25 protein-coding genes and 1 tRNA gene are annotated in these 20,066 nt (G+C 40.7%); 10 read left to right on the top strand and 16 right to left on the bottom strand.

The genetic code is table 11. The features are described 5' to 3' along the window. Nucleotides 1-8: 8 nt before the first annotated feature. From gpmI to rpoN, 7 genes are all read right to left on the bottom strand, one after another. The gene (gene gpmI / locus BM195_RS05020) at nucleotides 9-1,547 is read right to left on the bottom strand and encodes a 2,3-bisphosphoglycerate-independent phosphoglycerate mutase (protein ID WP_090234536.1); all 1,539 of its coding nucleotides are present in this window, start codon (nucleotides 1,545-1,547) and stop codon (nucleotides 9-11) included. Next, complete coding sequence (tpiA, locus tag BM195_RS05015) at nucleotides 1,544-2,302, bottom strand: triose-phosphate isomerase (protein WP_090234533.1); 759 nt, start codon at nucleotides 2,300-2,302, stop codon at nucleotides 1,544-1,546. Before tpiA ends, gpmI begins: the two co-directional genes overlap by 4 nt. Before the next feature lie 18 nt (nucleotides 2,303-2,320). After that, on the bottom strand, nucleotides 2,321-3,502 hold the full coding sequence (locus tag BM195_RS05010) for a phosphoglycerate kinase (protein WP_090234530.1): 1,182 nt from the start codon (nucleotides 3,500-3,502) through the stop codon (nucleotides 2,321-2,323). Between the two features lie 151 nt (nucleotides 3,503-3,653). Next, complete coding sequence (gene gap / locus BM195_RS05005; RefSeq protein ID WP_090234528.1) at nucleotides 3,654-4,664, bottom strand: type I glyceraldehyde-3-phosphate dehydrogenase; 1,011 nt, start codon at nucleotides 4,662-4,664, stop codon at nucleotides 3,654-3,656. Nucleotides 4,665-4,703: 39 nt separating this feature from the next. Next, a complete protein-coding gene (locus tag BM195_RS05000) occupies nucleotides 4,704-5,738 on the bottom strand; it encodes a sugar-binding transcriptional regulator (protein ID WP_090234526.1) in 1,035 nt (344 codons plus the stop codon). Nucleotides 5,739-5,868: 130 nt separating this feature from the next. Continuing rightward, on the bottom strand, nucleotides 5,869-6,120 hold the full coding sequence (locus BM195_RS04995) for a glutaredoxin family protein (protein ID WP_090234524.1): 252 nt from the start codon (nucleotides 6,118-6,120) through the stop codon (nucleotides 5,869-5,871). A gap of 13 nt (nucleotides 6,121-6,133) precedes the next feature. Then, nucleotides 6,134-7,402 (bottom strand): RNA polymerase factor sigma-54, encoded by a 1,269-nt coding sequence (rpoN, locus tag BM195_RS04990; protein ID WP_090234522.1) that lies wholly within the window; start codon nucleotides 7,400-7,402, stop codon nucleotides 6,134-6,136. Between the two features lie 292 nt (nucleotides 7,403-7,694). On the opposite strand from rpoN, the gene BM195_RS04985 reads away from it, so the two are divergent. The 5 genes from BM195_RS04985 (at nucleotide 7,695) to BM195_RS04965 (ending at nucleotide 10,351) form a co-directional block, all read left to right on the top strand. Then, nucleotides 7,695-8,432, top strand: coding sequence for a potassium channel family protein (locus BM195_RS04985; RefSeq protein ID WP_090234518.1), 738 nt, complete (start codon nucleotides 7,695-7,697; stop codon nucleotides 8,430-8,432). Between the two features lie 241 nt (nucleotides 8,433-8,673). Then, a complete protein-coding gene (locus tag BM195_RS04980; RefSeq protein ID WP_244535669.1) occupies nucleotides 8,674-9,033 on the top strand; it encodes a CidA/LrgA family protein in 360 nt (119 codons plus the stop codon). Beyond that, complete coding sequence (locus BM195_RS04975) at nucleotides 9,030-9,725, top strand: LrgB family protein (RefSeq protein WP_090234515.1); 696 nt, start codon at nucleotides 9,030-9,032, stop codon at nucleotides 9,723-9,725. Before BM195_RS04980 ends, BM195_RS04975 begins: the two co-directional genes overlap by 4 nt. A gap of 44 nt (nucleotides 9,726-9,769) precedes the next feature. Further along, nucleotides 9,770-9,922 carry a Fur-regulated basic protein FbpA gene (locus BM195_RS04970; protein WP_139223971.1) on the top strand — a complete coding sequence of 51 codons (153 nt, stop codon included), beginning with the start codon at nucleotides 9,770-9,772 and terminating at the stop codon, nucleotides 9,920-9,922. A 123-nt stretch (nucleotides 9,923-10,045) separates the two neighbouring features. After that, nucleotides 10,046-10,351: a MerR family transcriptional regulator gene (locus tag BM195_RS04965; protein ID WP_090234510.1), complete on the top strand. Its 306-nt coding sequence runs from the start codon at nucleotides 10,046-10,048 to the stop codon at nucleotides 10,349-10,351. 687 nt (nucleotides 10,352-11,038) lie between these two features. Here the strand turns inward: BM195_RS04965 and BM195_RS04960 are convergent. The 5 genes from BM195_RS04960 to BM195_RS04945 all read right to left on the bottom strand — a co-directional run bounded on the left by BM195_RS04960 (nucleotide 11,039) and on the right by BM195_RS04945 (nucleotide 13,751). Then, nucleotides 11,039-11,371 (bottom strand): YolD-like family protein, encoded by a 333-nt coding sequence (locus tag BM195_RS04960; protein ID WP_170848156.1) that lies wholly within the window; start codon nucleotides 11,369-11,371, stop codon nucleotides 11,039-11,041. A 267-nt stretch (nucleotides 11,372-11,638) separates the two neighbouring features. Continuing rightward, on the bottom strand, nucleotides 11,639-12,055 hold the full coding sequence (locus tag BM195_RS04955; RefSeq protein ID WP_090234506.1) for a DUF5946 family protein: 417 nt from the start codon (nucleotides 12,053-12,055) through the stop codon (nucleotides 11,639-11,641). Nucleotides 12,056-12,410: 355 nt separating this feature from the next. Then, nucleotides 12,411-12,596, bottom strand: a complete 186-nt coding sequence (locus tag BM195_RS19060; protein ID WP_090234503.1) for a DUF4083 family protein — start codon at nucleotides 12,594-12,596, stop codon at nucleotides 12,411-12,413. Nucleotides 12,597-12,723: 127 nt separating this feature from the next. Then, nucleotides 12,724-12,897, bottom strand: a complete 174-nt coding sequence (locus BM195_RS19285; RefSeq protein WP_483099629.1) for a glycine zipper domain-containing protein — start codon at nucleotides 12,895-12,897, stop codon at nucleotides 12,724-12,726. A gap of 26 nt (nucleotides 12,898-12,923) precedes the next feature. Continuing rightward, nucleotides 12,924-13,751: a response regulator transcription factor gene (locus BM195_RS04945; RefSeq protein WP_090234500.1), complete on the bottom strand. Its 828-nt coding sequence runs from the start codon at nucleotides 13,749-13,751 to the stop codon at nucleotides 12,924-12,926. Nucleotides 13,752-14,198: 447 nt separating this feature from the next. Between BM195_RS04945 and BM195_RS18235 the strand changes: the two genes are divergently transcribed. The 5 genes from BM195_RS18235 to BM195_RS04925 all read left to right on the top strand — a co-directional run bounded on the left by BM195_RS18235 (nucleotide 14,199) and on the right by BM195_RS04925 (nucleotide 15,922). Further along, nucleotides 14,199-14,351: a hypothetical protein gene (locus tag BM195_RS18235; RefSeq protein ID WP_170848155.1), complete on the top strand. Its 153-nt coding sequence runs from the start codon at nucleotides 14,199-14,201 to the stop codon at nucleotides 14,349-14,351. A 12-nt stretch (nucleotides 14,352-14,363) separates the two neighbouring features. Continuing rightward, on the top strand, nucleotides 14,364-14,711 hold the full coding sequence (locus BM195_RS04940; protein ID WP_139223970.1) for a hypothetical protein: 348 nt from the start codon (nucleotides 14,364-14,366) through the stop codon (nucleotides 14,709-14,711). Nucleotides 14,712-14,781: 70 nt separating this feature from the next. Continuing rightward, complete coding sequence (locus BM195_RS04935; protein ID WP_090234493.1) at nucleotides 14,782-15,306, top strand: N-terminal phage integrase SAM-like domain-containing protein; 525 nt, start codon at nucleotides 14,782-14,784, stop codon at nucleotides 15,304-15,306. Then, a complete protein-coding gene (locus BM195_RS04930; protein WP_170848154.1) occupies nucleotides 15,294-15,533 on the top strand; it encodes a tyrosine-type recombinase/integrase in 240 nt (79 codons plus the stop codon). Before BM195_RS04935 ends, BM195_RS04930 begins: the two co-directional genes overlap by 13 nt. A gap of 32 nt (nucleotides 15,534-15,565) precedes the next feature. Next, the gene (locus BM195_RS04925; protein ID WP_090234485.1) at nucleotides 15,566-15,922 is read left to right on the top strand and encodes a site-specific integrase; all 357 of its coding nucleotides are present in this window, start codon (nucleotides 15,566-15,568) and stop codon (nucleotides 15,920-15,922) included. An 88-nt stretch (nucleotides 15,923-16,010) separates the two neighbouring features. Here the strand turns inward: BM195_RS04925 and BM195_RS04920 are convergent. The 4 genes from BM195_RS04920 to BM195_RS04905 form a co-directional block, all read right to left on the bottom strand. Further along, a tRNA-Arg gene (locus BM195_RS04920) sits at nucleotides 16,011-16,084 on the bottom strand. A 197-nt stretch (nucleotides 16,085-16,281) separates the two neighbouring features. Beyond that, complete coding sequence (nikC, locus tag BM195_RS04915; RefSeq protein WP_090234967.1) at nucleotides 16,282-17,139, bottom strand: nickel transporter permease; 858 nt, start codon at nucleotides 17,137-17,139, stop codon at nucleotides 16,282-16,284. An 85-nt stretch (nucleotides 17,140-17,224) separates the two neighbouring features. Continuing rightward, nucleotides 17,225-18,226, bottom strand: a complete 1,002-nt coding sequence (locus BM195_RS04910; RefSeq protein ID WP_090234482.1) for an ABC transporter permease — start codon at nucleotides 18,224-18,226, stop codon at nucleotides 17,225-17,227. Between the two features lie 111 nt (nucleotides 18,227-18,337). Further along, nucleotides 18,338-20,002, bottom strand: coding sequence for an ABC transporter substrate-binding protein (locus BM195_RS04905; RefSeq protein WP_090234478.1), 1,665 nt, complete (start codon nucleotides 20,000-20,002; stop codon nucleotides 18,338-18,340). Between the last annotated feature and the right edge of the window lie 64 nt (nucleotides 20,003-20,066).

Genomic DNA, 20,066 nt, shown 5'->3' with positions numbered 1-20,066 from the left:
CCACTCCTCTATTTTTTAATTAATGATTCACCGGTCATTTCTGCCGGTTTTTCAATATCCAGTAAATCCAGCAATGTCGGTGATAAGTCAGCTAAAATTCCGTCATCGCGGAGTTCAGCATTTGCTTTTGTGACGATGACCGGAACTGGATTCTTCGTGTGGGCTGTCATCGGATCGCCTTCGAGTGTGACCACTTCATCTGAATTGCCATGGTCGGCCGTAATAACTGCATGGCCGCCCAGTTCCAAAATTTTATCAACGACTTTACCCAAACATTCATCAACAGCTTCAACGGCTTTGATAGTCGCCTCCAAATCCCCTGAATGACCGACCATGTCCGGGTTGGCAAAGTTCAGGATAATGGCATTGTGCGCTTTGGCATCAAGTTCTTCAAGCAAAGAATCCGTCACTTCATACACACTCATTTCCGGCTTCAAATCATAGGTGGCCACTTTCGGCGAATCAATCAGCACACGCTTTTCGCCCGGAAATTCATGTTCGCGTCCACCGCTCATGAAAAACGTCACATGCGGGTATTTTTCCGTTTCCGCAATGCGCAGCTGGTTCAAATCATGCTGTGACAAAACTTCTCCGACTGTATTATCAAGGTTGACCGGTTTATAGGCAACATATCCATCAATCGCTTCACTGAATTCAGTGAGCATCACAAAGTCCAGGTTTTTCGGCGGATGTTCACCCCGGTCAAAATCGCGGAAGTCATCATTGGCAAATGTACGGGATATTTGAATCGCTCGGTCAGGCCGGAAATTGTAAAAAATGATTGAATCATCGTCTTTCACTTTACCGACTGGATTATCATTCTCGTCGGTCAAAACTGACGGAATGACAAATTCATCATGAATGCCGTTTTCATAGGAATCATCTACTACATCATATGGGTTCCGGTAAGTTGGCCCTTCGCCGTAAACCATTGCATCATACGCTTTTTTGACACGGTCCCAGCGCTTATCACGATCCATTGAATAATAACGGCCAGAAATGGTGGCAAATTGTCCGACGCCATATTGGTTCATCATTTCTTCTGTCTGTTCAATATACTCCTTCGCTGTTTGTGGCCCGACATCACGTCCGTCGAGAAATGCATGCACATATACTTTTTCCAAATCGTTGTCTTTTGCCAGTTTCAACAGGGCGAAGAGATGGTTGATGTGACTATGGACACCACCATCAGAAAGCAATCCGAAAATATGCAAAGCTTTACCGTTCTCTTTTGCATGCCGGATAGACTTTAGGAAAGCACCTTTTTCAAAAAACTCGCCTTCCTTAATGGATAGATTGACCCGGGTCAGACTTTGGTATACAATCCTGCCTGCTCCAATATTCAGGTGACCGACTTCTGAATTGCCCATTTGTCCATCAGGAAGACCAACTGCTTTACCATCCGCTTTCAATTGATGATGGGCGAACTTGTTCCAATACCGGTCAAAATTAGGTATGTGCGCCTGCTTGACGGCATTTCCCTTCTTCTCGTCACGCAGACCGAATCCATCGAGAATGATTAATGCAGCTAATTTGTTGTTAGTCATTTTGTACCTGCCTCCACAAGCTGCAGAAATGACGCTGGTTCAAGACTGGCACCTCCGACAAGAGCGCCATCGATATCGGACTGACTCAAGAGTTCATCTATGTTGGCTGGCTTGACACTTCCGCCATATTGAATGACAACTTTTTCTGCAACGTTTTCCGATGTTATGTCTTGAACAATGTTGCGGATCTGGGTACACACTTCATTAGCTTCCTCACTTGACGCTGTTCTCCCGGTGCCAATCGCCCAAATCGGCTCATATGCAATGATAGTCGATGAAACTTGCTCATCACTCAGCCCTTGCAAACCTTTCTGTACTTGGTTTTCGATATGGTTCATCGTTTCATTGGCTTCCCGCTGTTCAAGCGTTTCACCGACACAAACAATCGGTGTCAGGTCATGATTGAATGCCGCATGCACTTTTTGATTAACTGTTTCATCCGTTTCTGCAAAATGTTCACGACGTTCCGAGTGACCAATCACCACGTGTGTGACACCAAGGTCCTTCAGCATAACCGGACTTACTTCACCGGTGAATGCACCACTTTCTTCAAAGTGCATATTTTGCGCACCGATTTTCAAATCGCTTCCCTTAGCTTTTTCGACTAACGATGGCAAAAACGGAAATGGTGCACAAACAATGGCTTCAGCGTTATCATCATTCGGAAGACTTGCCGTGACCGAATCGGCGAATTGATCAGCCTCAGACAATACTTTATTCATTTTCCAATTTCCGGCAATTACTTTGTTGCGCATTGTATCACCTCTCCAAAACTATTTGTCGTCAAGTGCCTTCACACCTGGCAGAACTTTTCCTTCCATAAATTCCAGGGATGCTCCACCGCCTGTTGAAACATGATCCATATCATCCGCAAAACCTAATTTTTCGACTGCCGCAGCGGAATCACCACCGCCGATAACCGTGTATCCTTCTGTACCGGCCAGGCTTTCAGCAACGGCTCTCGTTCCACCGGCAAAGGCATTATATTCAAACACACCCATTGGTCCATTCCAGATAACAAGTTTAGAATCTTTCACAATCTGATTATATTTTTCGCGCGTCGCTGGACCAATGTCCAATGCTTCCCAATCGGCAGGTATTTCTTCAATGTCAACTATTTTCGTGTTGGCTTCTTCCGAAAAATCATCTGCAACAACGACATCTTCCGGCATAACAAAACGGACACCTTTATCCTGCGCTTTTTGCATAAAATCTTTCGCCAGCTCGATTTTATCTTCTTCCAATAATGATTTTCCAATCTCATAGCCTTGCGCTTTGACAAATGTATAGGCAAGACCACCGCCGATAATCAGGTTATCGACTTTATCAAGCAAATGATCGATCACATTGATTTTATCTTTAACCTTGGCACCGCCGATGATCGCTGTAAATGGTCTGTCAGGATTTTCCAGTGCTTTGCCGAGTACTTCAATTTCTTTTTCCATTAAAAACCCAGTTGCTGCAGGCAATTTTTCCGCCACTCCTGTTGTTGAGGCGTGTGCCCGGTGAGCTGTCCCGAATGCATCATTGATATACAAGTCAGCCATATCCGCAAAAGCCTGGATGAGGGATGGATCATTTTTTTCCTCACCGGGGTCAAAACGGACATTCTCAATTAATACAACGTCACCATTACTGACTTGTGAGAGAGCCTCATTGACTTCCTTCCCATAAACCGTATCCGTTTTAACCACTTCTTTTCCGAGCAGGTCACTTAATCGTTCGGCCACCGGATCAAGCCGCAGTTCTTCAATCACTTCACCCTTTGGCCGTCCAAGGTGGCTTGCCAAAATAACGACCGCTCCTTTTTCTAACAAATGTTCAATCGTTGGCAGTGCAGCCCTGATTCGTGTGTCATCGGTGACTTCACCGTTTTTCATCGGTACATTGAAGTCAACACGGCAAAACACTTTTTTCCCATTAACATCAAGATCTTGAAGTGTTTTTTTATTCATGCCAAAACCTCCTCCTGTTAATCAAGTATGTATTGTAAAACCAGAAAGCTTTTCTTATGAATTGTTGTTATCTGGATCGTCGTTGAAATACACATGCTTTCCGCAGGGGATCAGAAAAAGGAGGAGGATGGCCCTCCCCCTGATATGCATATTATAGTCCTTGTTTGCTGATATAAACAGCCAGGTCAACACAGCGTGCAGAGTAGCCCATTTCGTTATCGTACCAGGAAACGACTTTTACCATGTTGTCCTCAAGCGTCATCGTTGACTGGGCGTCAAACAGGGAAGAATACGTATTGCCGACGATATCGCTGGAAACGAGCGGATCTTCACTGTAGCCTAGGATTCCTTTCAGTCCTTCTTCTTCGGCGGCTGCTTTAAACGCTTCATTGACTTCTTCTTCGGTCACATTTTGATCCAATTCAGCAACCAAGTCAGTCAGTGAGCCATCAGGAGTTGGCACCCGGACTGCCATCCCATTCAATTTGCCTTCTAAATCAGGCAGTACTTTACCAACCACTTTAGCAGCACCTGTCGTTGTCGGAATAATATTTTGTGCTGCTGCACGTGCACGGCGGTAGTCCTTGTGCGGCAGATCAAGAATTTGCTGGTCATTCGTGTAGGAGTGAACCGTCGTCATCAGACCGCGCTGAACACCGAATTTCTCATGTAATACCTTCGCAAGTGGGGCAAGACAGTTGGTCGTACATGATGCATTGGAAACAATATGGTGTTCGCTTGGATCGTAATCCTGCTCGTTCACACCCATGACCATTGTCAAGTCTTCCTGTTTAGCCGGTGCTGAAATGACGACTTTTTTCGCACCTGCATCAAGGTGTTTCTGCGCATCATCACGCTGCGTAAAGCGGCCAGTTGATTCAATAACGATATCCACGCCAAGATCGCCCCAACCAAGGTCAGCAGGGTCGCGCTCTGAGAGTACTTTTATTTCTTTTCCGCCTACCACAATGTTCGATCCATTAATCGTTACGTCTTCTTCCAGCTTGCCGTGAACTGAATCATACTTCAATAAATGTGCAAGCATGTTCGCATCTGTCAGGTCATTGACAGCTACAACCTCTACCTCGTCATTTTTTAAAGCCTGACGGAAAACATTGCGTCCGATACGGCCAAATCCATTGATTCCCATTTTTAGTGCCATGTATAATTCCTCCTAATTGATTCAAGTCAAATATTTATTTTAAAGGGAAGGGTTTTCCCTTAAAATCGCTTCTGCTGCTGCCTCATCGGTTATGAGCAGGTCACTTCTGCCCTGCTTAAAGTACGATGTGATAGCCCGGGCTTTCGACTTTCCGCCTGCTACAGTGATAACTAGCTGACTGCTTTCAGATAAGTCATCCAAATGAATCCCAATCGTCCTCACCTTATGGACAACTTCGCCGGCAGCGTTAAAATAGTAACCAAATGCCTCACTGACAGCTTCTTTTTCCCTCAGCTTCCGCATAATATCATTCGACGTTTTACGTCGCTTCGCCATGGTGATCGCATCCCCAATTCCATGCAGCACAATGTCAGAACCTTGGATAATCTTTAAAATGTCAATCACAGCTGGTTCCTTCATCATCGTTCGGTACGAGGATTCACTTAACGGATCCGGGACGTAAAGCAGTCTGTAACTGCCTTTTGCCTGTCTTGCCATCTTGGCAGCGATCGTATTGGCCTGATTTTCCTCTTTTTCGCCGATACCACCCCTGGCAGGAACAAATAAGCATTCGGTATCTCCGTCAAAAGGGCTCATCATCTCAGCAATTGCAGCCATTGTCGTGCCGCCTGTAACAGCCATGGTCCGGTCTGATGATACATTTTCCTTCAAAAATGTCACACATGCTTTTCCCATTTCTTGTTTTACCCATTCCTGTTCATCGCTATTACCGGGAACAACTACAATATTGTCCCGTTGTAATATATCCTTCAATTGTCTTTCTAAAACGCTCAGACCCATCATTTCATGCATGAATACTGCTAACTGGTCAATAACTAATTTTCCCTCTTTAGTTAATAGCATTCCTTTTGATGACATATTGATCAACCCTTGTCTGGACAGAACATCCACTTCGCTGCGCACATGCCGTTCGGTAAGTTTCGTGTTGTCAGACAGGGAACGCCTGCCAATCGGCTGCAGGCGTTCTATATGCTGCATGAGCATATACCGCTCTTGTATAACTTCCAGCAAGTCAGGGTATAATTTCTTCTGTATGTCAATCAATTCCTGCATGAAAAGACTCCTTCACTGGTCATAATTCGTCCCGGATGATTACAATTTGTCCCGCCAATGGCAAAAAAATATGTTTATGAGTTTTCCTGCATTCATTATTTTATCACAGATATTGTTTTATACAAATGATTTACTTCTTTTCGCCGGCTTCCCTTAACGCTCGCTCCAGCGCTTCATAACTGATCTCTTCATAGGTAAGCGTTGTGTCATTGATTTGGACAACGGGAATCAGCAATTGATATCGTTCTAGCCATTCGTCATTTGAATAAATATCGAGCTTGTCGATTTCAAACGGATAATCATGACACAATAATTCTAGCATCGACAGTACTTGATCACATAAGGAACAATTTTCTTTTGTATAAAATATAATATTTCGCATTCTGTTTCCTCCATTATTTACGCTTCGTTGACGCAGGAAAGCCTAGCTGCTCACGATACTTCATCACGGTTCTGCGTGCAGCAGTGATGCCGAATTCCTGCCGCAGCTTATTTTTGATAGCCTGGTCTGACAGCGGCTTTTCCTTGTTTTCACCGTTAATTAATTCAGCAACTAATTGTTTAATCACAAAAGAAGCTGTTTGCTGCCCATTCCTCTGTTTGACAGCGGATTGCAGGAAAAATTTCAGCGGGATAACACCGTGTCTAGTCTGGACATATTTATTGGTAATTGCTCTGCTGACAGTGGATATATGCACATCCAGTTCAGCGGCAATTTCTTTTAATGTTAATGGCTGAAGCATAAAAGCACCATGTTCAAAATACATGCGTTGTTTTTCAACGATTTTCTCAATCACTTTTTCCAATGTATTGCTGCGAAATTGTATCGCCTGCTGCAGCCAATTAACCTGGTTGAACTTTTCCTTTAAAAAATTTGCAGCCTGTTTTTCCTCCACTTGAAGATTCCTGTACGATTCGTTCATTTCAATGGTCGGTGCATGCCATTTATAAAAAGAAATGTTCCAGTTGCCGTTTTCTTCATAAATATATGCTTCCGGAATAATATACTCAGTCTCATTCGCGGCTAATAATTGTCCTGGCTTTGGGTGGCAGGATTGGATCTGTTTTAATATATTCGCTACTGCTTCTTCTGACAGATGAAAATGATTACTAATTTCCGCGATATTTTCACCGGCAACCCAGTCTAAATGATCTGCCAGCAATTCCGCCAAAAGTGATCCGGAATCCGGCAGCTGCAATTGAATACATTCCTGAAGACTGCGGGCTCCGATCCCTTTAGGTTCCAGCATCTGAATCCACCGTAATGCCTCTTCCACCCGATCAGCTGTTATATTACATTGTTTTGCCCAGGAATCCATATCGATATCCAAGTAGCCATCCTCATTCAGCGAGTCTATGCCGAAAAGTACGGACGACCGTAAATCATCCGGAACATTGATTGCGTAAAGCTGGCTTTTCAGCTGTTCGTACATCGTCAGTTCCGGCTGGTTTATTTCACCGATGGGAGAGGTTGGATTGGCCTGTTTAAAACTATTGATCTCGTAATCAAAACTTACTTCCTCAATTAAGGGATTTTCTTTGGAGACTTCCCGGATATACTCGATCATCTCTACCCCGGAAAACTGCAGTAAATGAATAGCTTGAATAAGCGACTGATTCATTTTTAATTGTAATGTTTGCTCCTGGACAATTTTCGGCCGCATCTTCAACCCTCCACTATGTTAACTACTTCTATTGTGCCATATAATCCATCAATAGGCATCCATAATAGATTTTTATACATATCTTTTTTTCTATGCTACAATCAGTTTACCAGTATAAAACGAAACTTCAATTCAGTGGAGTCTTTTATCGGCTGTTGAAGAGGAACAAAGGCTGAAAGCAGGCATCCTCGAAAAAAGGGAAAGCATCTTTTTCTACATGCAGGACATCGCTGTCGCAGCTTTCCTTGTCCTGAGCCTGTGCATGATGCGGAATAAACAGCGTGGGGGTACTATGGAAGAACGCAATTTTTCAAAACTGGCATTAGCTTATGAAGTGATGCTTGTCTGTCTGGCAATTTTATCAGTATTATTCATATGGTCCGACAACCAGTCAATTCGTTATCTGGACAGATTTGTATGGGCAATATTTTTTATTGATGTATGTGTAAGACTGGTTGCCGCAAGGAATAAATGGGCATATGTAAAGAAAAATCCGTTCGATATTATTGCGGCCATACCACTCGATGCCATTTTTCAAACTGCCCGGATTGCAAGGTTATTCAAATTGTTGCGTTTAATCGCCATATCGAAACACTACTTCCCTAAATTTTTCCAAATTATCAGAACAAACAACCTTGACCGAGTGATTGTCACCGCTGTGCTGATGATCGTTGCGGGAGGAACCGTTGTAACGTTTACGGAACCTAATATTGATTCATTTGCGGATGGATTATGGTGGGCAATCGTGACGACAACAACCGTCGGGTATGGTGACATTTCACCTGATACGATAATCGGCCGGATTGTTGCTGTAATCCTGATGCTGGCAGGGATTGGCATTATCGGAATGCTGACTAGCTCGATTACGACTTTTTTTATAAAAGGAGAAGGAAAAGAGCACCCGTCCATGGCATTTATGAAGGAACAGCTTAATCGGGCAGATGAATTAACCTCTTCTGAAATCCGGCACATGATTGCTTTACTGAAAGAATTCCAAAGAGAAACAGAAGAAAAAGACCAGCGCGAATAAATTCCGTGCTGGTCTTTTTTACGCCGCTTTATGATTCCACATTAAAAATGGGCTTTAAGAGGACAAATGATTATTCAGAATAAAATATGAGCCATAGAAATTCATCCACGTTTGTCAGATTTTATACCAACTAAACAACCATTATAAAAAAACTGTGTAAGATTTCCTGACAAGTTTAATGACAATGGCAGTGAACTAAACCTAAACTATTGTTAACAATTATATCAGGAGGTCCGGTAACGTGAAACTCGGCTCGCTGCTTCAGTTATCCTTTATTATCAGTTTTTTGATGATTGGTCATGGTTTTGTCGCGCTTTTTCACCTCCCTTTATCGGGCAGTATTGTCGGCATGCTGCTGCTCTTTATTTTCCTGATGACAGGAACAATGAAATTGGAATGGATTGATAAAGTGTCTTCCTTCCAGGTAAAACATCTGACAGTATTGTTTATCCCATCTATTGCAGGACTTTTTACATCATCTGATTTAATGGCAGTTTTCCAGTGGGATATTCTGATCATTTTAATTGTGAGCAGCATTTGCTGTTTGCTTGGTACCGCTTCTGCCGTTCAATGGTATGAACAAAGGAGAGATTTGAATTGATACATTTGATCGCAAACACTGTTGCCTTTATCACCATCACTGTTGCTTGTTACTTGATCGGACTCAACGTTTACAGAAAATACAATATAGCGTGGCTGAATCCTTTATTCACTTCATCCGTTCTTATGATTGCTCTCTTGTGCATTTTACCGCTTCAGGAGCAAAGCTTTCAGTCTGGAAGTATGATCTTCAATCTGCTTCTGCAGCTTGCTGTGGTGTCATTGGCAGTCCCACTGTATAAACAATGGCCATTTATGAAGAAAAACGCACACAAAATTTTTACCGGTGTTCTCAGTGGAACAGTTTCAGGAGTCATAGTTGTCTTAGGCATGTCCTATTTGTTTCATCTGCCGGAACAGATCCTGGCATCCCTTATCCCAAGATCTGTAACATTGCCTATCGCTTTGACAGTATCCAGTGATCTTGGAGGTCTTGCATCAACGACTGTCTTATTTGTTATCATGTCAGCATTAATATCGCTAACCATTGGGCCAAAGCTGCTCAATAAATTAGGAATAACGAGTAAATCGGCAAAAGGACTGGCAATGGGAACATCAGCGCAGATGCTTGGAGCAAACCGATCACTTGTATGGGGAGAAGAAGAAGGTGCTATGGGAAGCATTGCCATGACGACCTCTGCTTTGCTTCTTTCCGTTTCAGCACCACTTTTCACATTTATTTCGCAGCTATAAAAAAGGGAGCAATCAATCATTATCACTTTTGGAGGTGAATGACTATGCGAAAACACCTGCGTGAAGGTGTCGAGCAGCTGAGGGAATTTTACATTCAAAAATTGCGGGATGCCGGCGTGTTCATTTTTTCAGACAGGGATCCCTACTCACTGACATTAAGTGAACTCGAACACCTTTACAAGTTCTATGACCTTTAGTTCATGGCGGGCATCTGCCATGTGACTTCTCAATGTATGAAGAATAAAATGATAATTATAGCTAGCATCTCATGTAATATGATATATCATATTATTAAAAAATAGAGGGAGAAGGAGACATTAGTGGATTCTTACAAACATAAGAAAGTGATTACAATTGGGATTGTTAACGAATTAACAGGGCTTTCAGAACGTCAGATCCGTTATTACGAGGAATGCGGTTTAATTTTTCCTAAAAGGAGTAAACTCGGTACACGCCATTACTCCTTTACAGATATTGAAACATTGATCCAAATTGCTGATAAGCGTGAAGAAGGGGTTCAAACAAATGAAATCAAACGGGACTTCAACAACAAGAAGAAACGTTCTGATATCCGTGATGAAATGCTCCGCGGCCAAATAAATTCCCACTTTAACAGGAGACGATAACATTACGGTGGTATGCACGAAAAGAATGCTGCTATTGTAGAAGCATTCAGAACATAACAGACCTATACCATCAGCCAGTTGAATTTGCAGAACAAAAACTTAGGTGAGGGCGTTTGACAAACTTGCCGAACAATTGAGACTGGATTGTTATAAAAAATATGTCCACGGGCTGTGGAACATACATGCCACGTTGCTTTTGAAAACCGGTAACCATCCAAAAGCAGTTCAACAACATTTGGGCCAACAATTCATTGAAACAACTTTGGTTGGACACATATTCAGTACCATTCCAGGGATTTAGAAATCGCCACTGCAATCATTCAAAAATCTTTATATAAAAAGTCGTGAAATGATTATGAAGCTACCCACTCAATTATGATATATCCATACTCGCAAGTCAGAAATTGGTTTGAAAACAAATAAAATGGCAAGGGCTTAAAATCGCTGTAACCCTTGCCATGCATGGACGCGCTCAGAGGGATTCGAACCCCCGACTCCTGGTACTGGAAACCAATAACCGGCATTTCTACTTGTTTTAATACGCTTTAGTACAGTACATTCCATCATAATTCTAGGTCGTTTTATTTCAGTAATTTTTAAAGTATGTTAGATATTTCGTTAGAAAAAAATGATAGAAGGACTAAAATGGATCATTGACTTTCGGATATCCAAAAAAGCTGGTCATAATCAATCAACTGTAACTTCCATAACTTCATCAAGAGCAATTACAGTACTATCTTCATCGTCAAACTGCAATACACGAGCCAAATTATCGACTATCAATAACTTTCCTTTGATTTTCTGGAAATCATGCAGATCATGACTATAATATTCAATCTCTACGGTTAGATCGTTGCTTAATGCCAACTGCAACTTGCTATTTATTTCAAATTGCTTTTGTTCGTCCAAGATCGGTTTCTCTTTATATTCCTGTTCTGCCCATAATTGCCGGATCATTTCCTCGTGTTCCGGCATCATCATGGCAGTCCATTTTTTGGTTCCTCTATCGTTAACACTCATTTTAAGCGAAGCACCTACCTTCATTGGTTCAGCAGAAAGAAAATTGTCAAATTTGAATGTACGCAGCTTTTTGCGGTAGTAACAATAAGCTAGAATGTATCATCATGGACATGCAGCACTTGAATATAACGCTGTGTTATTTTGTTATTGCTCAATGTAAAAAATAATGGATAACCAGAAAATAATGTAGAAAAGTTCTTTTATTAACTAGACTTCGACTCCACAACCAAATATAACAATCGCCCATTGTCTCTGTATATTTTTAATCTAATTTAATTCATCTCTTATTTTTTCTTTCCACTTAATTATGTTTTCTATTGCATTTTTTCTCCGCCCCAATCTAAGTGTACGTTTTCTTTCTTTATTTGGGAGGGGATTTGTTATTTTACTTATGTGGGTTACTCTCTCTCGGTTCTTCTTGAGAATATAATCATTATCCCCGTCATTATCATAAGCGTTAGTAAATAAGGTGACCAAGTGCTTGTGACCCTCAACTGTATAATTTGAAGGATGTTGTATCATGTAACACGAAACAAGCCAGAAATGTAATGCATATAATTCTGGGTCATTATGCTCCCAAGCAAGTGGAAAACAAAATAATTCATAACAGGAAAAACCATCTGTTTCCTTTGCCCCACATTCACTACATCTACCAGATTCCATCATACTATTATTATCAACCATAAAAATAACCCTTTCTTAAAACAAGTGTTTTTCTACAAGTGTATAATATGACGTAACGTTAAGGTCAATCTATAACATTTTATTAAACTATTCCCCAACTATTCCCTCTAGTCTTAGCTCAATAAAGATTGCTTTAAGTCGTTTTCCACACGAAAATCCGAATACCCAAAATAATTAGCTTTTGTTTATCCCTCGCAGAGCGATCAAACAGTCCTTTCATGTTTGCACCACCTTTAGAACGTTTGTTCGTATTATAACATAAAAATAAGACCCGTAGTATATGGATCTTATTAACAGTTTTTAACTCTTTTCAATGTTCCCTTATATTCCATAAAAGCGCCCGTCTAATGAATATCTACCTTTTTTTATCATCTTCCGAAGGTACCCTATCCAGTTTCTTTTCGACTTTATTCAATCGATTACTTCTCCGTCTAAACATAACAATCAAAGAAATAACTCCTACAACTATAGCTATTAAAACTAATAATAAAATCAGTTGGAAAATAACATCACCTATATTTATTCCACCGATTCCTGCCATTATGAAAATAATGCATTCCTCCCCCACTAATTAAATCGTATTGGTTCTTTTTATTCTACAGTACCTTTATAGTCGATAATTCTCAAATCCTTATTAGTGAAATGCGCCCCTTAGTTGAAGTTTTTGATCATTTCTTATTTGTCTTTTGCTTTAATTTAAAGCTATACTCTATAAATAATCCCGTCAAAAGTCCCAAAGAAATACCGATTGCAAGATGGTCATATACAACACTAAATGTTACACCTAGACCAATGCCAATCGCAAGCCCACTCCCATTTGCTTTTCGCTTTGTATCAGAAATTATTAATCACTCCTTAATTATTTGTTCTACATACTGAACCTGTTTTTCTTAAAAACTTGATTGGGGGACATGCCATAATAACGTTTAAAATTATTTATAAAATGTGCTTGATCAAAATATCCGTATTTTATAACAATATTAGTAAAACTATATTGATTACTATTATATAACTCTTGAAGAAGGTTTTGAAATCTAATGATATCTGAAAGTTCTTTCGGGCTTATCCCTAATTCTTTATTAAATACTCTTCTAATATTCCTTTCACTATAACTGAGTTTTTCTCCCAAAGAGCGAATTGAAATTATTCCCTTATTAGCGTAAATATATTTGAGGCCCATTTGTAGTAAATAATTTGATTTTAAATTACTCAATTGTAGGAATCTCATTAACTTTAGTTCTACTCTTTCAATCATATTTGAAATTCCATTGGCTGATGTGATTTCTTCTGTCAAAAACGCAGCTTCTCTCCCCCATACATCTTCAAGAAATACATGATTTTCAATAAAGTCGGAAACGGGATGCCTTAAAAAATGGTGTACAGTATCTAAATAAAAGCGAATTCCAAAAAATGAATATTTTTGAGTAAGATTTATAGTTTCAAATTCAGTCATCAGCCCAACAACAAAGGCTCCTTTATAAATAGAGGATGATCTCAGATCAAATATAATGTCCGCGCAGCCATCCGGTATAATACGGTGCAATTTATTTTGTTCCAATGAATCGTAATCAACGGTCCAATAGCAAGCTACGTAAGATTCTAGAAACTTGTTTGGCAAATATTCTCGATATTGATATCTGGAATCTAATAATTCTTTTTGTAATATGGGTGGTTGCAAAGGGACATAATATTCCATCTTGTTTCCCGCCTCCTGTAGATATTCAGTGAGTCAAACTTCACTTTTCTTCGTAGGGGTATACTCTACAATCTGGCATGAGCGTTGAATTTAAAAGAATAGATTTTATCTCACATTTTTCATCGAACTTTGAGTAAAAAGAATCATATTTTATTTTACCATAATAAAATGAAAATTGATTCAATTACAATTTTAAAATCTCTTTCATTCAATTAGACTGTTTAGTTCATTTTTTATAAAGAATAGTCGAACGTTATACTACTTAAGCATTTCCTTCTTCAATAATCCTGCCCCGTTAGTTGAATACTAAACACCCGTTAATGTATCCATAAATTTTCTATAAACTTATTCTAACATGAAAAATTACAAAATAATTTGAGAAAAAATATATTTTCCCGTGCCCCTTTTCCCGAAAACTTTCGATTGTAGGGATAAGAGGGGATATTCATGGAAAAGAAAATACCAGGCCATTTGGTTGGATTTGAATCCGTTAGGGACATGCAGCGATTAGAAGAAGATTATTATGGAGAATTTTTTGATGCGGGAATATTAGAACGAAAGTGCAGTGTTTATAAGGATATGCCTAGTAAAGAGGAATAACGACCGATAGTATTGTTGTTTCTTGCTGCTTGCGGCGAATCAGTTGAGTTTGAAGAAGAAGTGAATATCGATGAGCAGACATTGACAATTGAAGGAGAAACTACACTTGGTGACGGATCCATAATTGATTATGAAGTTATTGATTTTGAAGGAGGCGAAATACTTGTTAGTGATCAAACGAAAGTTCAGACGGTACATTCAGCGCTGAAGTACATGCCAGTGATTTTCCGGCCAGTGACCTTGAAATCTATACAGCCTTTTTACCATACAATCAGCCTGACGATATTCAGGAAATTTACGGCGATGATGGTAGTGAATTACAATCCGGTGATTCAGTCACAATCACCGAAAGCGATGTAAGGATTATTGAGTCAAGAAGAACATTTGAAAAGAATTAGCACGAGAGGAAGATAATCAGTGAGAGGGCATATTGCTAAAAAGAACAATAAATATTATGTTGTCATTGATCTTGGTAAGGATCACTGGAATAAACGGAGACAGAAGTGGTTTTCCGGATGAGCGAAAAAAGGATGCTGAAAAAGATTTACCGAAAATTATTAGCAAACTTGAAAACGGATATACTGAGCCGGTTAAAATGACAATGGAAGATTACTTTGAACAATGGCTTGATAGAAAGAAAAACACTGTATCATATGGCACATTCGAACACTATGAATCCTATATGAGAAAACATATAATTCCTGGTCTCGGCAAATTGCAAGTAAGCAAGCTGGAAAGTCATCACATGGAATCATTTATGGATGAAGTGAATGATACAGAGTTATCACAAAGGAGCAAAAAACACACATACCGAATACTATCAAGTGCTTTGTTAAAAGGAAAAGGTATGGTATTCAAGAAGGTATTATGGATGATGTTGAACTTCCCAAAGTGGATAAACAAGAAATCGAATACTGGACCGAACACGAAGTGCAGAAATTTATGGCTAATTTAAAAAGCAAAAATCATGCACTGCCGATCATTTTAGCTTTGGCAACAGGCATGAGACGCGGTGAAATATTAGGTCTTAGATGGTCCAAAATTGGCTTTGAAAATAAGGCACTGTCTGTTACGCATCAAGTGAAAAAAGATGAAAATGGTGTATGGCATTTGTCTCCGCAACTAAAGACAGCACCAAGCTACCGTACAATCAAACTGGATGAAGATACAATTGATATTTAAAAAAACAAAAACATCAGCAAGAAAAACAAAAAATGAAGGCTGGCTGCGATTATGAGGGTAAGGATTTGGTTTGCGCCATATCGACAGGTGGATTCATTCTTCCTACTTATTTACGAACGGTGTTTAATCGCACAATCAAAAAAAGTGAGATAAAGAAAATCAGCTTCCACGGTTTAAGGCACACACACGCAACGTTACTGTTAAAATCGGGTGTGCATCCCAAAGTGGTGCAAGAACGTTTAGGCCATCGGTCAATACAAACGACGTTAGATACCTACTCCCATATCATTCTAGGTATTCAGGAAATTGCCGCAACTTCTATTCAAAAATCGTTGTATAAAAAGCCAGAGAACAACAGCGAAAATGTGTATGAAATCTACCCAAAATAATATTTCGACACCCGAAGGTTAGAAGTTTGTTAGAAAAACAATAAAATGGCAAGGGTTTAAAATCGCTGTAACCCTTGCCATGCATGGACGCGCTCGGAGGGACTCGAACCCCCGACTCCTGGTACCGGAAACCAGTGCTCTATCCGACTGAGCTACGAGCGCATTTAATAAGTATTGAATTAGACACATACGATATTATAATACCTAATTCAGGTTTAGACAAGTCATTTTGCAGAAATTATAATGAGACAGTATTTTCTGATTAATAATGTTAGCTTAATAGCTGTTCCTAAAAACTTAACACCAACAATACAAAAGGCAAGGTTCCCATAATACCCTTGCCTTTCGCAGTTGACTGATTAATGTTTCATTTTAGGATCCAATGCATCACGCAAACCGTCACCAATTAGGTTAAAGCCAAGTACAACAAGCATGATACATAGTCCTGGTGCGATCAATGTCCATGGTGCCAGCTGAATGAAATCTCGTGAGGATGCGAGCATTTCCCCCCATTCGGGTGTTGGTGGCTGAGCACCAAGCCCAAGAAATCCTAAAGCTGCCGCATCAAGAATAGCTGTTCCAAACCCAAGTGTAGCTTGTACAATAATTGGTGCCAGACTGTTCGGCAATATGTGATGCAGAATAATCCGCCCGTTTTTCATCCCCTGCGCCTTCGCAGCCATGATATATTCTTCTTCACGCAGGCTGATGACTTTGGACCGGACAAGCCGCCCGAATATCGGTATATTAATAATCGCAATGGCAATCAGGGCATTTTGCAACGAAGCCCCGATAATGGCAACAATCGCAATCGCCAGAAGAATACTTGGAAATGCAAGCAATATATCAAAAATTCGTGAAATGAGCATATCAACCCACCGTCCGAAATAACCTGCAACAATTCCCAGTATTGTTCCAAATACAAGTGCACCGACGACAGCAAAAAAGCCTACCTGAAGTGATATCCTTGCCCCATATGCAATCCGGGTAAAGATATCCCGTCCGACATCATCAGTTCCAAGCCAGTGTTCTGCTGAAGGCGGCTGCAGCCGATTGGCAAGCACCTGGTCATCATATCCATAAGAGGTTAACCACGGAGAAAATAGACCGATTAAAAGAAATATAACAATGATGATTAACCCTGCAAGTGCAAAACGATTTTTCCGTAATTGTCTGAATGCATCCTTCCATGGTGATGTTTCCGGTATTTCCTCCATCTCAGCCTGTTGATCTGCTTTTGCAGGATTCGTTACGTTTTCCTCTGTTTGTTTATCTTTTTCTTCTATGCTCATATGAATCCCCCTAATATTTAATTCTTGGATCGATATAAGAATATAGCAAATCAACAATTAAATTGATCATAACAAACAGGAATGCAATTACTAGAATGCCTGACTGGATGACCGGATAATCTCTATAATTAATCGCTTCATAAACATATCGGCCAATGCCTGGCCAACTGAAAATCGTTTCAGTTAAAATAGCCCCGCCAAGCAGCACGCCTGTCTGCAGACCAATTACGGTCAGAACAGGTATAATTGCATTTTTCAGCGCATGTTTATATATGACAAGAAACTGCCCTGATCCTTTAGCGCGAACAGTGCGTATATAATCTGAATTCATCACTTCCAGCATGCTCGATCTGGTCATCCGGGCAATAATGGCCATCGGAATGGTTCCAAGCGCAATACTTGGCAAAATTAAATGCTTCAACACTTGAATCATCCTGGAAAAATCCATATGGAAGAAGGAATCTAAAACGTAAAAATATGTAATCGGTTCAATCGGATCTCTGCTGTTTTCACGTCCATATGCCGGAAGCCAGCCAAGCTCCTGGGCAAATGCCCATTGTTCCATTAATGCCAGCCAGAAAATCGGCATCGATACGCCAACCAATGCAAAAAACATAGCAAGAAAGTCAAACCAGGAATTTTGCTTCCAAGCACTAATGATACCTGCATTCACACCTATAAATACAGCAAACAGCATCGCAAAAAATGTCAATTCAAATGTAGCTGCTAACCGTGGCAATATTTCTGTTGAAATTTCCGCTTTTGACCGTAACGATGTGCCCAAATCCCCTTGAAGCAAATCTGTAACATAAACACCGTATTGAATCGGATATGGTTCATTCAGTCCCATACTTTCTTCCAAATCCTGAATAGCTGATTCTGTGGCCGTTTCACCAAGTATGACTTGGGCAGGATTTCCGGGAATTAAATGGACTATGGAAAATGTAATCAATGTCATGCCTACCAGAACAGGAATGAGCATTAACAATCGTCGCATCGTGTAGGCAAACAATATTTTTCACCTCATTTTTCAAAGGATGATGACAGCTTCGTATTTTTCGAGAATTCAATTCATGACGATGATTGAAAGGGCAGTAGAACATCACTACTACCCTTCTAACTTTTAATTTTCCAATTCAACTTCAGCAAGTGATTCACTCGTTGAGGGGTGTGGCACATAATTGTTCACATAGCTTGCTGCTGCCAGCACCGGAGTGGAGTGTACCAATGTCACCATTGGAGAATCTTCACTTATGAGTGCCTGTGCCTCCTGATACAACTCGGCACGTTTATCCTGATCAATGGAAACCTTTGCCTGATCAAGCAGTTCATCCACTTCATCATTTTCATAGAAGGTACGGTTACTGCTTCCAACGTTATCACCATGCAGGAGACTGCTCAGGAAGTAATCTGGGTCCCCGTTCGTTCCGGACCAGCCAAGCATGAACATTTGCTGCTCACCTTCCAGTGTTTTTTCCAAATATGGCGCCCATTCTTCCCGTACGATCGAGACTTCGATTCCAACTTCGGCCAGATTATTTTGGATAATTTCAGCTACCGTTTCCGGGTCCGGCATATAGGGTCTGGCAACAGGCATTGTCCATAACTCTATTTCCAGCCCATCTTCATAGCCTGCTTCAGCCAATAACTCTTGTGCTCTTTCTAAATCATACTCGTAGCCTTCCACTTCATCGTTATACCCCATATAGCTTGGCGGCAAAGGATTTTTGGCTGAGTTGGCATAGCCTGCATACATAGCATCTGCAATTGCCTGACGGTCAATGGCATGATTGATTGCACGACGGACTTCCACTTGGTCCAATGGCTCCTTCTGCGTATTCAAGCCGACATAGCCAACGTTATTTTCATCCCGTGTGAACAAATCGAGTCCTTGTTCTGCATCCACAGTTGCTGCATCATCCGGGTTCAGCCCATCCATAATGTCAACTTCACCGGATTGCAGTGCAATTAACCGTGCGGCATTATCAGGGATGACCTCAAATACAACACTGTCTACTTTCGGCTGATCATCTATGCGATAATCTTCGAACTTACTAAGCACGATCGAATCATCTTTTGACCAGCTTTCAAACTTAAAAGGACCTGTTCCAACCGGATTTTCATTTATTTCCGGTCCATATTCTTCAAGTGCTGCTGGAGATGTTATCGGAAAATAAGTCATTGCCATGTTTTGAAGGAAATAGCCTAAAGGTTGTTTTAAGATAAATTCAATTTCATGATCGTTCACAACATTGATTTCTTCAATAACATGACTTTCATCACCTTTGTAACCACCAAACATTGTGCCATACATGGAGTACACATACCCTTCATCCGTGAACGCATATTCATGTTCAGGATCAGACCAGCGTTCAAAATTGGTCTTGACTGCCTCTGCGTTAAAATCGGTGCCATCATGGAACGTGACGCCCTCTTCCAGGTAGAATGTATAATTCAACCCATCATCAGATACATCCCAGTCATGCGCAAGGCCGGGCACAACATCAAAAGATTCCTTATCAAAATCCAGCAGGCTTTCCAGTACCTGTTTCGTTACCCTGGACGACTCCCCATCTGTAGTACTGCCCGGGTCAAGGCTCTCGGAATCACCGCCACGGGCAAAAACTAGCACATCTTCACCATCGCTTCCGCTTTCAGTTTCAGCTTCACCTCCACTGTCCCCATCACTTTCATCAGTTGCGCCTGTGTCTTCACCACCGCTGCAGGCCGCAAATAATAGCATAAATGCCAGAAGCAGCACCATCAGCGCCCAAAATCTAAACTTCATATGTTCAACCCCCTGTAAAAATATTGGAAATTCTCGGCATACGCCTCGATACCGAAGTTTTGCT

The organism is Lentibacillus halodurans, assembly GCF_900112045.1.
Classification (GTDB): Bacteria; Bacillota; Bacilli; order Bacillales; family Amphibacillaceae; genus Lentibacillus; species Lentibacillus halodurans.
Note: the sequence above shows the minus strand (reverse complement) of the source record. Positions and strands in the feature narration are given on the sequence as shown.